Origin of the sequence: Colwellia sp. BRX10-3, from assembly GCF_014077505.1 — a bacterium.
Classification (GTDB): Bacteria; Pseudomonadota; Gammaproteobacteria; order Enterobacterales; family Alteromonadaceae; genus Cognaticolwellia.
Window position 1 is genome coordinate 162623 of record NZ_JACGWA010000005.1, and the last position, 14795, is coordinate 177417.

Below are 14795 nucleotides of genomic sequence, written 5' to 3' on the forward strand. Positions count from 1 at the left end.
CGTTTACTCCAATTAAATTAATTCGTTATTAGATTTAAAGAAACGAACTTTTTTGCCGTCTTCATCTCTAAAACCAACACGATCTGCTTTTCCAGTAGCTGGATTAACAATCGCAATGTTGGATACATTTAAAGGTGCTTCTTTTTCAACAATCCCACCAGGCTGCTGTAACTGAGGTACAGGCTTAGTGTGCTTCTTGATTAAGTTAATACCTTCAACAAATACTTTGCTGTCTTCAACAAGAACTTTGGTCACTTTACCAGTTTTGCCCTTGTCTTTACCTGCAAGTACGATTACTTCATCATCACGACGAATCTTAGATGCCATTATCGTGACTCCTTATAGTACTTCTGGTGCAAGTGAAACAATTTTCATGAATTTTTCATTACGAAGTTCACGAGTCACAGGACCGAAAATACGAGTACCAATTGGTTGTAAGTTAGCATTTAACATTACAGCCGCATTTTCATCGAAACGGATAGTAGAACCATCTGAACGACGAACACCTTTCTTAGTGCGCACCACTACTGCAGTAAGGACATCACCTTTTTTAACTTTGCCGCGAGGATTTGATTCCTTCACTGCAATTTTAATGATGTCACCAATGCGTGCGTAGCGACGGTGCGAACCACCAAGAACCTTTATACATTGTACACGTCGAGCGCCGCTGTTATCAGCTACGTTCAATTGTGATTGCATTTGGATCATTTAATATGTCTCCGCTAAATTATCTTATAAAAGATTAAATTCAAGGCCAGAAATTTGACCCGTCACTGCCTTCTAAATCCCCCTCACAACGAGCGGGCGCGAGATTATAACACCAGTGTTTTAAAAGTGATACTTAATTTAGCTAAAAAGTAACCACTTACCTAGGAAGGTACTGCTCAATAAACATGCAAACTATAACTCGTGCATGCTTTGAAGCAATTAGATTAATGAAATGTGTACTAACTAGCCTCTATAAATAACAGGGTTAGTGTTCACATTATTTTTGTTTCGAACAATAAAAAAGGCCCTGCCGAAGCAGAGCCTTTTGAAAGTTCTTATTGTGAATTAGATTAAGCGATTAAGCTTTTTCTAATACGCTTACTAATGTCCAAGACTTAGTCTTAGAAATAGGAGCACATTCACGAATAGATACTAAATCACCAGCTGCACATTGGTTAGTTTCATCATGCGCTTTCAACTTAGTTGAACGCGTCATGTACTTACCGTACATTGGGTGTTTAACACGTCGTTCGATCAGGACAGTGATAGACTTTTCCATTTTGTCACTGACGACACGACCTTGTAGTGTACGAATTTTTGCTTCGCTCATTACTTACCTGCCTTTTCAGTTATGATAGTCTTAACACGCGCGATATTACGGCGTACATTTCTTTGCAAATGAGTTTGCGTTAACTGACCTGTGCTTGCTTGCATGCGATAGTTAAACTGTTCGCGTAACAACTCAAGCAATTCAGCATTTAGCTCTTCAATGCTTTTTTCTTTCAATTCACTAGCTTTCATTACATCACCGTTCTAGTTACGAAAGTTGTTTTGAACGGAAGTTTAGCTGCAGCTAAAGCAAAAGCTTCGCGTGCAATCTCTTCCGAAACACCTTCCATTTCATAAAGAACACGACCAGGAAGAATTTGGCATACCCAATATTCCACTGAACCTTTACCTTTACCCATACGAACCTCAAGAGGTTTTTTAGTAATTGGCTTATCAGGGAATACACGGATCCAGATTTTACCTTGACGCTTCACGTGACGAGTCATTGCTCGACGAGCAGCTTCAATTTGACGCGCAGTCATACGACCACGTTCCATTGATTTTAACCCGAAAGTACCGAAGCTTACTGAACTACCTACCTGTGCAAGACCGCGGTTACGCATTTTAAATTGCTTGCGGAACTTAGTACGTTTTGGTTGTAACATTACTTATTCCCCTACTTACTGGTCTTGCGGTTAGGTTTTCTTTTAGGCTTAGCAGCTGGTTGCTCTACTTGTAATGGCATGTTGCCAATTACTTCGCCTTTAAAGATCCATACTTTGATACCGATAACACCGTAAGTGGTATCAGCACGCGCAATTGAGTAATCAATGTCAGCACGTAAAGTGTGTAATGGAACACGACCTTCACGATACCATTCAGCACGTGCAATATCTGCACCGCCTAAACGACCACTTACTTGTACTTTGATGCCTTTTGCGCCTAGACGCATAGCATTTTGTACAGCACGTTTCATCGCACGACGGAACATTACACGACGTTCTAATTGACTAGCAATACTGTCAGCAACAAGCTGCGAATCCATTTCTGGTTTACGCACTTCAGCAATGTTGATTTGAGCAGGAACACCAGCAATTTTAGAAACCGCTAAACGTAGTTTCTCAACATCTTCGCCTTTCTTACCGATTACAACACCCGGACGAGCCGTGTGAATTGTAACGCGGATAGATTTAGCCGGACGTTCAATTACAATTTTTGATAATGAAGCACGCTTAAGCTTTTCAGTTAAATATTCACGAACCAAATGGTCACCGTGTAAATTAGCTGCGAAATCTTTAGTACTTGCAAACCAAGTAGACGCGAAAGGTTTCGTGATACCTAAGCGAATACCATTTGGATGGACTTTTTGACCCATTCTAATATCTCCTAGCTATCAGATACAATCACAGTAATGTGACTTGTACGCTTAAGGATTCGATCCGCGCGACCTTTCGCACGAGGCTTAATACGTTTCATTGTTGGACCATCGTCAACCATAATAGTTTTTACGATAAGTTCGTCAATGTCTGCACCTTCATTGTGCTCTGCGTTAGCAATTGCTGAATCAAGTACTTTTTTAACCAAAACAGCAGCAGATTTGTTGCTGAATGTTAAGATTTCAAGTGCTTTTTCAACATGCAAGCCGCGGATTTGATCCACAACTAAGCGTGCTTTTTGTGCAGAGCCACGGGCAAATTTATGTGTAGCAATAGCTTCCATCTAATTTCCCCTATCTCTTCGCTTTCTTATCCGCGACATGGCCACGGTAAGTACGAGTTGGTGCAAATTCACCTAATTTGTGACCGATCATTTCATCAGTTACAAATACAGGTACGTGTTGACGGCCATTATGGACGGCAATGGTCAATCCGATCATCGTAGGGATGATCATTGAACGACGGGACCAAGTCTTAATTGGCTTTTTATTCCCGCTTTCCACCGCTGTCTCTACCTTCGTCAACAAGTGTAGGTCTATAAATGGACCTTTCTTGAGAGAACGTGGCATGGTGATTCCTCTTTAATTGTAAGTACTATTATTTAGCACGACGACGTACGATAAATTTATCGGTACGCTTGTTAGAACGAGTCTTGTAACCCTTAGTTGGTACACCCCAAGGTGATACCGGATGACGACCGCCTGATGTTTTACCTTCACCACCACCGTGTGGGTGATCAACTGGGTTCATGGCAACACCACGAACAGTTGGGCGAACACCACGCCAGCGTGAAGCTCCTGCTTTACCCAAAGAGCGAAGCATGTGTTCAGAGTTGCCGATTTCACCTAAAGTAGCACGACAATCTGACTCAATTTTACGCATTTCGCCAGAACGAAGACGTAAAGTGACATATGCACCGTCTTTCGCAACTAACTGAGCGTAAGTACCAGCAGCACGTGCAATTTGTGCACCTTTACCTGGTTTAAGTTCAATTGCGTGTACAACACTACCTAATGGTGTGTTGCGAAGTGGTAAAGTGTTACCCGCTTTAATAGGAGCATCGACACCAGACTGGATTGAATCTCCAGCTTTTAAGCCTTTAGGGGCTAGGATGTAACGACGTTCACCATCTGCGTAAAGTACTAGTGCAATGTTTGCACTACGGTTTGGATCATATTCCAAACGTTCTACTTTGGCAGGGATACCATCTTTATTACGCTTAAAGTCGACAATACGGTAATGTTGCTTATGTCCACCACCAATGTGACGAACAGTAATACGACCATTATTGTTACGACCACCAGACTTAGACTTAGTGTCTAATAATGGTGCGTAAGGCTTACCTTTATGCAACTCCGTGTTTACCACTTTAACAACGTGGCGACGACCCGGAGAAGTAGGTTTACATTTAACTATAGCCATTTTCGTAAACTCCTATGATTCCGCGCCAACGAAGTTGATGTCGCTGCCTTCAGCAAGTGTAACGTATGCTTTTTTCCAATCGCTTCTGCGACCAAAACGAGCACCAGTACGTTTCACTTTACCTTTGACGTTTAATGTGCGAACACCATCAACTGAAACTTCGAAAAGTTTCTCAACAGCAGCTTTAATTTCAGCTTTAGTAGCAGTAGTAGCAACTTTGAAAACAACAGTGTTGTTAACTTCAGCAGCCATAGTGCTTTTCTCAGAAATGTTTGGTGCTAAAAGCACTTTCAGTAAACGTTCTTCGTTTATCATCCTAACATCTCCTCAAGTTGCTTAACTGCAGATGCAGTCATCAAAACTTTTTCGAAACCAACTAAACTAACTGGGTCAATACCATCTACGTCACGAACGTCAACTTTGTACAAGTTACGTGCTGATAAGAACAAGTTCTCATCAATCTCTGGAGTAACGATTAATACGTCTTTTAACTCCAAAGCGTTAAGTTTAGCTACTAACTCTTTAGTTTTTGGTGTTTCAACTGCAAAATTTTCTACCACAACTAAGCGTTCTTGACGAACTAACTCAGAAAGGATGCTTTTAATCGCACCACGGTACATTTTACGGTTAACTTTTTGGCTGTGGTCTTGTGGCTTAGCAGCAAATGTTACACCACCTGAACGCCAGATTGGACCACGACTTGTACCAGCACGCGCACGGCCAGTACCTTTTTGACGCCATGGTTTTGCACCACCACCGCTAACTTCTGAACGAGTTTTTTGAGCACGAGTACCTGCACGAGCACCAGCTGCATAAGCAACTACTACTTGATGTACAAGAGCTTCATTAAACTCAAGTCCAAAAGTTGTTTCAGAAACTTCAAGAGCGCCTGAAGCGTCTTTTAATGCTAATTCCATCACAAATCTCCTGGACTAGGCTTTAACAGCTGGTTTGATGATTACGCTACCGTTGATTGCACCCGGAACCGCACCTTTAATAAGGAGCAAGTTACGTTCAGCATCAACACGAACCAATTCAAGGTTTTGCGTTGTAACTTTCGCAGCACCCATGTGACCAGACATTTTTTTGCCTTTGAAAACACGACCTGGTGTTTGACACATACCTATCGAACCGTTTGAACGGTGAGATAGTGAGTTACCATGAGTTGCATCTTGCATTGAAAAATTCCAACGCTTAATACCACCTTGGAAACCTTTACCTTTTGAGGTGCCAGTAACATCTACTAATTTCGTGTCGTTAAATAACTCAACAGTGATTTCACTGCCAGTTACAAGACCTTCGCCTTCATTTGCATCTAAGCGGAATTCCCACAGGCCACGACCTGCTTCGATACCAGCTTTCGCAAAGTGACCGGCTGTTGGCTTGTTAACACGGTTAGCTTTTTTGCTTCCCGTAGTAACTTGAAGCGCTGAATAACCATCGTTGTCAACAGTTTTAACCTGAGCAACACGGTTCGCTTCAACTTCTAGGACGGTTACAGGAGTAGATACGCCATCTTCAGAGAAGATGCGAGTCATACCCACTTTACGTCCAACTAGACCTATAGTCATGTTAAAACTCCTATTAACCCAAGCTGATTTGAACGTCAACACCAGCTGCAAGATCTAAACGCATTAATGCGTCTACAGTCTTCTCAGTTGGTTCTACGATATCAATCATGCGTTTGTGAGTACGAATTTCGTACTGATCACGTGCATCTTTGTTAACGTGTGGTGAAGTCAAGATAGTGAAACGTTCTTTGCGTGTAGGAAGTGGAATTGGACCACGAACCTGAGCGCCAGTACGTTTAGCAGTATCAACGATTTCAGCTGTTGATTGATCAATCAAACGATGATCGAACGCTTTCAAACGAATGCGAATTCTTTGATTTGACATTAAGACAAATCCCCATTTTAAAGAACAACAAAATACTGCCCATCACCTTTTTATATAAAAGGGGGGAGTATCGCTATATTTACCATTCAACTCCATATCGGAGCTGCTGTGCGTTAACTATTAATTAATAAAAACTAATACGCTAACAGATATACACGAAGAGACGAGCTCAACGTGGAGGCGAATTATACAGAGACTGAGGATAATTTCAACTAGTTTATTTAACCTGATTAATATCGCCTGACGGCACTGTAATATATGATTAAAATAACCATGCGGACACTATAAGGAAGTACGTAAACGATCTTCAAATTTATATTTATTATGCTTTTTTCTCCACTTATATCCTCACCTAAATTTATACCTATATATAAGCAAGACTATGCTCATGTTTATTTATAATTTTGAACACAATAAAAGTCTTTTTCTTTAAATTTGCTACTTTTTTAGGCTACTTGGCAAAAATTAGTAAACTTAAATAATTTTTTATGTCGATTCGTCTTGAGTAATGGTATACTCGCGCGCAAAATTTCAACAATTCATTTTCATAAATAGAGTAAAGTAATGGCAGATTTAGCTAAATACAGAAATATTGGTATCTTCGCTCACGTTGATGCTGGTAAAACAACGACAACTGAACGTATCCTTAAATTAACCGGTATGATCCATAAAATTGGTGAAGTACATGACGGTGAATCTACAACTGACTTCATGGAACAAGAAGCTGAGCGCGGTATTACCATCCAGTCTGCTGCGGTAAGCTGTTTTTGGAAAGATCACCGCTTTAACGTAATCGATACTCCTGGTCACGTTGATTTCACCGTTGAAGTTTATCGTTCACTTAAAGTACTTGATGGTGGTATTGGTGTATTCTGTGGTTCTGGTGGTGTTGAACCACAATCAGAAACAAACTGGCGTTATGCTAACGACTCTAAAGTAGCTCGTTTAATCTTCGTTAACAAATTAGACCGTTTAGGTGCTAACTTTTACCGTGTAACTGACCAAGTTAAAAACGTATTAGGTGCTCACCCACTTATTATGACTTTACCTATTGGTGAAGAAGATGATTTTGTTGGTGTTGTCGATGTACTTTCACAAAAAGCTTACATTTGGGATGATTCAGGTCTTCCAGAAAACTACGAAATTACAGATATTCCAGCCCACATGGTTGATGACGCAGCTATCTACCGTGAGCAAATGATCGAAACTGCACTAGAAGCAGATGAAGATTTATTAATGGATTACTTAGAAGGTGAACTTACGCCGACTGAAGAGCAAATTAAAGCCTGTATCCGTAAAGGTACTAACGAATTAATGTTCTTCCCAACTTATTGTGGTTCAGCATTCAAAAACAAAGGTATGCAGTTAATACTTGATGCTGTTATAGATTACTTACCTTCTCCTACTGATGTTAAGCCACAACCACTTACTGATGAAGAAGGTGAGCCTAATGGTGAGTACGCAATCGTTTCTGCAGATGAAACATTCAAAGCGTTAGCATTCAAAATCACTGATGACCGTTTTGGTACATTAACTTTCGTACGTATCTATTCAGGTACCTTAAAGAAAGGCGATACCATACTTAACGCTGCAACAGGTAAAACTGAACGTGTTGGCCGTATGTGTGAAATGCAAGCCGATGACCGTAACGAACTTACTTCAGCACAAGCTGGTGATATCATCGCGATTGTTGGTATGAAAAGTAACGTTCAGACAGGTCACACATTATGTGATCCGAAACACCCAATCATCCTAGAAGCTATGGTATTCCCTAAGCCTGTAATCTCAATTTCTGTAACACCAAAAGATAAAGGTTCAACGGAAAAAATGGGTATTGCTATCGGTAAAATGGTTGCTGAAGATCCAACATTCCAAGTTGAAACTGATATAGATTCAGGTGAAACAATCTTATCTGGTATGGGTGAACTTCACCTAGATATCAAAGTAGATATTCTAAAACGTACCTACGGTGTTGAATTAGCTGTTGGTAAACCACAAGTTGCTTACCGTGAAACTATTACTCAAGAAATTGATGATAGCTATACACATAAGAAACAATCGGGTGGTTCTGGTCAATTTGGTAAAATTGATTATATTATCCGTCCAGGTGAACCAAATTCTGGTTTTACATTCTCATCAAAAGTTGTTGGTGGTAATGTACCAAAAGAATTCTTCCCAGCTATTGAAAAAGGCTTCAAAGGCATGATGGATACTGGTGTTCTTGCTGGTTTCCCTGTACTTGACGTTGAAATTGAATTATACGATGGTGGTTTCCATGCTGTCGATTCATCTGCGGTTGCATTTGAACTCGCTGCTCGTGGTGCTTTCCGTCAGTCAATTCCAAAAGCTGGTGCCCAGTTAATCGAACCTATCATGAAAGTAGATGTGTTTACGCCTGATGATCACGTTGGTGATGTTATTGGTGATTTAAACCGTCGCCGTGGCATGATCGCAGGACAAGATGCTGGTGTTTCTGGTGTCCGTATTAAAGCTGATGTACCTCTTTCAGAAATGTTCGGTTACATCGGAACTTTACGTACAATGACATCAGGTCGTGGTCAATTCTCTATGGAATTTTCTCACTACTCTCCATGTCCAAACAACGTATCAGAAGCGGTTATAGCTGAAGTAAAAGAAATGCAGGCTGCTAAATCTAAAAATTAATTCTCTTACTTTTAGTATTTTTATAAAAGGATGCTTCGGCATCCTTTTTTATTGCCTAAAATATACCTGTTATCAACGGTGCAACATATAGCCATTAGGTAAAGCTCATGATATTGTTTTCATTAATGCTAATAGTTAGTGATAAGCAGTTCATTTTCTATTACTGGTGTTAGTACGCTTTAACCCATAATTATAAGAATAATTTAGTAGGTATTAATTTATATGTTTAAATTTATAACCCGTTCAATAATGCGCCAATTAGTTATTACTATTTCAAGTGCCGTAGCAGTATTACTGATCATTACATCATTTTTTGTTTTATCCAATGTCAGCGACAACACCAGAAAGCAACTTATATCAGATATTGAGCACCTCGTTACATTACAATCTACCAAAGTGAAGAACTTCTTCATTGCGAAGGGACAAATAAACCATAGCGTATTTTCCAACCCGCTGGTGATTGATTGGTTCAGTACCTACGATAAGCGCCTAGCCGATATTAATAATAATAAACAATACCAAGATGTGACTCGTTATTTTAAATACTTCTCAGAAAAAGATCCTGCGATCAAAAGTGTATTTTTTGGTAGTGAGAATACCCATGAATATTTCGATTTAAATGGCCGATATGATGATGCAATGTACTTCACAAATAAACGTCCATGGTGGTCGGACGGCCTTACTAAAGGAAAAATGCATGTAACGGATCCAGCAGTAGACAATAACGACGGTTCAGTTTCAGCAACCATTACCTCGCCTTATTATCTACCCAATGGTAAATTATTGGGTATTGGTGGTATGGACATATTGATCACTACAATTGGTCAGGACTTACTTGCACCAATTAAATATAAGAATGAAGGTGAAGCTTTCTTAATTACTGATACTGGTAAGCTAGTATTCTTTCCAGGTTTTAATGATGACTTTAAACCTGGTGATAACATGGCCACTGTAGACAGCCACTTTTCAAACACCTCTGGCTTTGAAAAATTGCAAGCGACACTTGCGCAAAATACTAATGGTATTGCTCAAGTGTCTTGGCGCGGCACAAACTATCAAGTAATTTTCAATCAAGTTAAAAGCGATTATCCATTAATGAATTGGAAACTAGGTTTTCTAGTGCCTGAGCAACTAATATCGCAACCTGTCGAGGAGGCATTCAGGTCTTCTATTGCTATTGTTATCGCGATTATTATTATGATTGCTATCGTAGTATGGTTAACTGTATTACCTTTCGTTAAACGCATAACAAGACTTAAAAATGCCATGAAAGATATTGCGGATGGTGATGGTGATTTAACCCAAAGAATTGCACCGTTAAAAAATGATGAAATAGGTCAGTTGGTTGATGAATTTAATGTCTTTATTGATTCAATTCAAGAGTTAGTAAGGCAAACTGTCACTATTACTGGAGATGTTTCAGCATCAAGTGAGGCGGCAGAAAATATTGGCAAAGAAACTACTGATATTGTTGAGGCACAAAAACGAGAAATAGATCTTGTTGCCGCCGCTGCAACTGAATTGGCCCAATCAAGCAGTGATATATCTAACAACACTAGTTATTCAAAAAAATTAGTTACAAGTGCTGAAGAAAAAGTTGCGCTAGGCTCAGATGTGGTTAATCAAGCTACTGCTGGTATGCAACAACTGTCGAATAATGTTGATGATGCCTCTCAAGTTGTTCAACAATTAAAATCAGGGACTCAAACCATAGGTGACTTTGTCACGGTGATCCGCAGTATTGCCGAACAAACAAATTTATTAGCGCTAAATGCGGCTATTGAAGCGGCAAGAGCAGGTGAACAAGGTCGTGGCTTTGCCGTTGTTGCAGATGAAGTTCGTACCTTAGCCTCTCGAACACAAGATTCGACAGCTAATATTGAACGCATAATTGATGAGCTTCAAGCAACGGCAGTTAATGCAGTAAAAGTAATGGAGTCTAGCTGCTTAGAAGCTGAAAACAGTGTTCAACTAACACAACAAGTACAACAGGTACTTGCTGAGATTGCTGATGTTATTGGCCAGTTTCAGAGTCAAACTTTTGAAATTGCCAATGCTGTGGAACAACAAGCCAATGTTGCCGAAGAAGTATCTAAAAATATTGAGAATGTTAGAGCATTAACTGACGATACTGTCGATGCTTCTGCAACGATGCAAGCTAGTTTAGCTAATTTATCGAATCAATCTAATTCATTGTCTAAGGTCGTTAATCAATTTAACGTATAGCCAAAATAATAGAGCTCAGCGAGGTAGATAATTCTGCCACGTTGAGCGAAATTTTTAAGAAGTAAGTCACTCTATTCATCCTGCCTCCTAAAGCCGCCCTAACCACACTAGTTCTTTCATAAAAACTGTCTAGTGAAATATGGCAAGTCCACTCATCAAAACAAAAAAGACGCCGAAACGTCTTTTTTAAGTGCTCGTGTGAACTAAAATTAAGCGATAATTCGTTAAGGTAAGAGCAGATACAACACCTGCACCTATCTTACGACTTATTACTCACATCTCTTATTCACCTTGTTCATCAAAACAAAACAGACGCCGAAGCGTCTTTTTTAAGTGCTAGTGTGAGCTAAAATTAATCGATAATTCGTTAAGGTAAGAGCAGATACAACACCTGCACCTATTTTGCGACTCACACCTCACTACTCAACTCGCGCAACTCACTCACTTTATTCACTAAAACAAAAAAGACGCCGAAGCGTCTTTTTTAAGTGCTAGTGTGAACTAAAATTAAGCGATAATTTTAGATACAACACCAGCACCAACTGTACGACCACCTTCACGGATTGCGAAGCGTAAACCTTCGTCCATCGCTACTGGGTTGATAAGCTCTACAACAAACTTCAAGTTGTCGCCTGGCATTACCATTTCAACACCTTCAGGAAGCTCTACAGCACCTGTGATGTCCGTTGTACGGAAGTAAAACTGTGGACGGTAGCCTTTAAAGAATGGCGTATGACGACCACCTTCATCTTTCGATAACACGTATACTTCTGATTCGAATTTAGTGTGAGGTAAAATTGAACCAGGTTGACATAGTACTTGACCACGTTCTACATCTTCACGCTTAAGACCACGTAAAAGAACACCACAGTTCTCACCAGCACGACCTTCGTCAAGCAGCTTGCGGAACATTTCAACACCTGTACAAGTCGATGTTTGTGTATCACGGATACCAACAACTTCTACTGCATCGCCAACTTTAACGATACCACGTTCAACACGACCAGTTACTACAGTACCACGACCTGAAATTGAGAATACATCTTCGATAGGCATGATGAATGCTCCATCAATTGCACGCTCTGGCTCTGGAATGTAAGTATCTAAATGGTGAGCAAGTTCTAAAACTTTAGCTTCCCATTTCTCGTCGCCTTGTAAAGCGCCAAGTGCTGAACCTTGAATTACCGGTAAATCATCACCTGGGAATTCATATTCAGAAAGAAGTTCACGAACTTCCATTTCTACTAATTCTAATAATTCGTCATCATCAACAACATCACATTTGTTCATGAATACGATGATGTATGGAACACCAACTTGACGTGATAGTAAGATATGCTCACGTGTTTGTGGCATAGGACCATCTGTAGCAGCAACTACTAAGATAGCACCATCCATTTGAGCAGCACCGGTGATCATGTTTTTGATATAATCAGCATGGCCAGGACAATCTACGTGAGCGTAGTGACGTACTTCTGTATCGTATTCGATGTGAGAAGTATTAATAGTAATACCACGCTCACGCTCTTCAGGAGCATTATCGATTTGTGCGAAGTCTTTAACTTCACCACCGTAAGTTTTTGTTAACACTGCAGAGATAGCAGCTGTTAATGTTGTTTTACCATGATCAACGTGTCCAATAGTACCAACGTTAACATGAGGTTTATTACGTTCAAATTTTGCTTTAGCCATTTTTCAATTACCTTAAAGTTTATTAAAAGCCCGGCCAAAAGACCGAGCCAGACTTTCAAAAAGCCTTACTAAGATTCAATTATTTTGTCGGCAACAGCCTTTGGCGCTTCGCTATATTGCTGAAACTCCATGGCATATGATGCGCGACCTTGAGTTGCACTACGTAATGCCGTAGCGTAACCAAACATTTCCGATAGTGGCACAAGTGCATTCACTACCTTAGAACCAGCTGGACCTTCGTCCATGCCATCGATCATGCCACGGCGACGATTTAAATCGCCTACAACATCACCCATGTTTGCTTCTGGCGTAATAACTTCAACTTTCATCATAGGTTCAAGGATCACCGGTGATGCTTTTAGCACCCCCTGTCTAAAACCTATTGATGCAGCGACTTTAAACGCCATTTCGTTAGAGTCAACGTCATGAAAAGATCCGTCATAAAGCGTGACTTTGATGTCTAATAACGGGTAACCCGCTAACACACCACTGTCCATTTGCTCTCGACAACCCTTTTCAATTGAAGGGATAAATTCTTTTGGAATAGTACCACCAACAATCTCGTTAACAAACTCGAAACCTTTACCTTCTGGCAATGGCTCCAATTTCAACCAAACATGACCAAATTGACCACGACCACCTGATTGACGAACAAATTTACCTTCCACTTCAACTGTTGAACGAATGGTCTCGCGATAAGCCACCTGTGGATTACCGACATTACATTCAACGCCAAATTCACGTTTCATACGTTCAACCAAAATATCGAGGTGTAATTCCCCCATACCTGAAATGATGGTTTGACCCGTATCTTCATCAGAAACTACTCTAAATGACGGATCTTCTGCGGCCAACTTACCTAACGCAATGCCCATTTTTTCTTGGGCAGCGACAGTTTTTGGCTCAACTGCTACAGAAATTACTGGCTCCGGAAATTCCATCCGTTCAAGTGTGATCACGTGATTCGCATCACATAAAGTATCACCTGTGGTGACATCTTTAAGACCAATAGCCGCAGCTATATCACCTGCACGTACTTCTTTAATTTCCTTGCGGTCATTTGCGTGCATTTGCACAATACGACCTAAGCGTTCTTTTTTGCCTTTCACAGGATTGTATATACTGTCGCCAGTTTTTACTACACCTGAGTATACGCGAAAGAACGTTAACGTACCGACAAACGGGTCAGTCGCGATTTTAAATGCTAAAGCAGCAAATGGCGCTTTATCATCAGCTTCACGACAACCTTCAGTTTCGTTTTTGTCATTATTAATACCTTTTATCGCTTCAACATCTGTTGGCGCAGGTAGAAATTCTATGACAGCATCAAGTACTGCTTGTACGCCTTTATTTTTGAAAGCTGAACCACAAGAACAAAGGACAATTTCATTGTTTAGCGTACGGGTACGTAGCGCAGATTTTATTTCTGCTTCGGATAAGTCCCCTTCTTCAAGGTATTTATCCATTAGTTCTTCAGAGGCTTCTGCAGCTTCAGAGACAAGGTTTTCATGCCAGTGTTCGGCTTGTTCTTGCATCTCTGCTGGAATATCTTCATAAGTAAATGTCATGCCCTGGTCACTTTCGTTCCAGTTAATAGCTTTCATTTTAATTAAGTCGACAACACCAGTAAAGTCATCTTCAGCGCCAATTGCTAATTGAATTGGTACTGCGTTTGCTTTCAAGCGAGAATTAAGTTGCTCAACAACAGCTAAGAAGTCCGCACCTGTGCGGTCCATCTTATTAACAAAAACTAAACGTGGAACAGAGTATCTCTCCATTTGACGCCAAACTGTTTCTGTTTGTGGTTGAACTCCTGAAGATGCACACAAGACTAATACCGCACCATCTAATACACGTAATGAACGTTCTACTTCAATTGTAAAATCTACGTGACCAGGGGTGTCGATGATATTTATGTGATGGTCTTCAAATTGTGCTTCCATCCCTTTCCAAAAACAAGTAGTAGCTGCAGAGGTTATGGTTATACCACGCTCCTGCTCTTGTTCCATCCAGTCCATAGTGGCTGCGCCATCATGAACTTCACCGATCTTATGTGAAAGACCAGTATAGAAAAGTACCCTTTCTGTTGTTGTCGTTTTACCGGCATCGACATGAGCACAAATACCGATATTTCGGTAACGCTCAATAGGGGTTATACGTGCCACAATTTCTTCCTCTTTCTGAGAATTTCTCTCAGATTAT

17 protein-coding genes are annotated in these 14795 nt (G+C 40.4%); 2 read left to right on the top strand and 15 right to left on the bottom strand.

Annotated features, from left to right (window positions below; all coding sequences use genetic code 11):
• Positions 1 to 12 precede the first annotated feature (12 nt).
• The 13 genes from rplX to rpsJ all read right to left on the bottom strand — a co-directional run bounded on the left by rplX (position 13) and on the right by rpsJ (position 6011).
• Complete coding sequence (gene rplX, locus H4J38_RS10065) at positions 13 to 327, bottom strand: 50S ribosomal protein L24 (protein WP_182131653.1); 315 nt, start codon at positions 325 to 327, stop codon at positions 13 to 15.
• A 12-nt stretch (positions 328 to 339) separates the two neighbouring features.
• Positions 340 to 708 (bottom strand): 50S ribosomal protein L14, encoded by a 369-nt coding sequence (rplN, locus tag H4J38_RS10070; RefSeq protein WP_070375069.1) that lies wholly within the window; start codon positions 706 to 708, stop codon positions 340 to 342.
• Between the two features lie 358 nt (positions 709 to 1066).
• Positions 1067 to 1318: a 30S ribosomal protein S17 gene (gene rpsQ / locus H4J38_RS10075; RefSeq protein WP_182131654.1), complete on the bottom strand. Its 252-nt coding sequence runs from the start codon at positions 1316 to 1318 to the stop codon at positions 1067 to 1069.
• Positions 1318 to 1509: a 50S ribosomal protein L29 gene (gene rpmC, locus H4J38_RS10080; RefSeq protein WP_182131655.1), complete on the bottom strand. Its 192-nt coding sequence runs from the start codon at positions 1507 to 1509 to the stop codon at positions 1318 to 1320. Before rpmC ends, rpsQ begins: the two co-directional genes overlap by 1 nt.
• Positions 1509 to 1922, bottom strand: coding sequence for a 50S ribosomal protein L16 (gene rplP, locus H4J38_RS10085; RefSeq protein ID WP_081151048.1), 414 nt, complete (start codon positions 1920 to 1922; stop codon positions 1509 to 1511). Before rplP ends, rpmC begins: the two co-directional genes overlap by 1 nt.
• A gap of 11 nt (positions 1923 to 1933) precedes the next feature.
• The gene (rpsC, locus tag H4J38_RS10090) at positions 1934 to 2632 is read right to left on the bottom strand and encodes a 30S ribosomal protein S3 (protein WP_146877782.1); all 699 of its coding nucleotides are present in this window, start codon (positions 2630 to 2632) and stop codon (positions 1934 to 1936) included.
• A gap of 11 nt (positions 2633 to 2643) precedes the next feature.
• On the bottom strand, positions 2644 to 2976 hold the full coding sequence (gene rplV, locus H4J38_RS10095) for a 50S ribosomal protein L22 (RefSeq protein WP_126667308.1): 333 nt from the start codon (positions 2974 to 2976) through the stop codon (positions 2644 to 2646).
• A gap of 10 nt (positions 2977 to 2986) precedes the next feature.
• Positions 2987 to 3262: a 30S ribosomal protein S19 gene (gene rpsS, locus H4J38_RS10100; RefSeq protein ID WP_081151044.1), complete on the bottom strand. Its 276-nt coding sequence runs from the start codon at positions 3260 to 3262 to the stop codon at positions 2987 to 2989.
• Between the two features lie 28 nt (positions 3263 to 3290).
• A complete protein-coding gene (rplB, locus tag H4J38_RS10105; protein WP_182131656.1) occupies positions 3291 to 4115 on the bottom strand; it encodes a 50S ribosomal protein L2 in 825 nt (274 codons plus the stop codon).
• 12 nt (positions 4116 to 4127) lie between these two features.
• A complete protein-coding gene (rplW, locus tag H4J38_RS10110) occupies positions 4128 to 4430 on the bottom strand; it encodes a 50S ribosomal protein L23 (RefSeq protein ID WP_182131657.1) in 303 nt (100 codons plus the stop codon).
• Positions 4427 to 5032, bottom strand: a complete 606-nt coding sequence (gene rplD / locus H4J38_RS10115) for a 50S ribosomal protein L4 (protein ID WP_182131658.1) — start codon at positions 5030 to 5032, stop codon at positions 4427 to 4429. The genes rplW and rplD overlap by 4 nt, the downstream gene beginning before the upstream one ends.
• A gap of 15 nt (positions 5033 to 5047) precedes the next feature.
• Positions 5048 to 5686: a 50S ribosomal protein L3 gene (gene rplC, locus H4J38_RS10120; RefSeq protein ID WP_126667305.1), complete on the bottom strand. Its 639-nt coding sequence runs from the start codon at positions 5684 to 5686 to the stop codon at positions 5048 to 5050.
• Positions 5687 to 5699: 13 nt separating this feature from the next.
• Positions 5700 to 6011, bottom strand: a complete 312-nt coding sequence (rpsJ, locus tag H4J38_RS10125) for a 30S ribosomal protein S10 (RefSeq protein WP_070375080.1) — start codon at positions 6009 to 6011, stop codon at positions 5700 to 5702.
• A 564-nt stretch (positions 6012 to 6575) separates the two neighbouring features.
• Between rpsJ and fusA (H4J38_RS10130) the strand changes: the two genes are divergently transcribed.
• A complete protein-coding gene (gene fusA, locus H4J38_RS10130; RefSeq protein WP_182131659.1) occupies positions 6576 to 8675 on the top strand; it encodes an elongation factor G in 2100 nt (699 codons plus the stop codon).
• 222 nt (positions 8676 to 8897) lie between these two features.
• A complete protein-coding gene (locus H4J38_RS10135) occupies positions 8898 to 10901 on the top strand; it encodes a methyl-accepting chemotaxis protein (protein ID WP_182131660.1) in 2004 nt (667 codons plus the stop codon).
• Between the two features lie 507 nt (positions 10902 to 11408).
• Here H4J38_RS10135 and tuf read toward each other — a convergent pair.
• Positions 11409 to 12593: an elongation factor Tu gene (gene tuf, locus H4J38_RS10140; RefSeq protein ID WP_182131661.1), complete on the bottom strand. Its 1185-nt coding sequence runs from the start codon at positions 12591 to 12593 to the stop codon at positions 11409 to 11411.
• Between the two features lie 68 nt (positions 12594 to 12661).
• Positions 12662 to 14758 carry an elongation factor G gene (gene fusA, locus H4J38_RS10145; protein WP_182131662.1) on the bottom strand — a complete coding sequence of 699 codons (2097 nt, stop codon included), beginning with the start codon at positions 14756 to 14758 and terminating at the stop codon, positions 12662 to 12664.
• Positions 14759 to 14795: the final 37 nt, after the last annotated feature.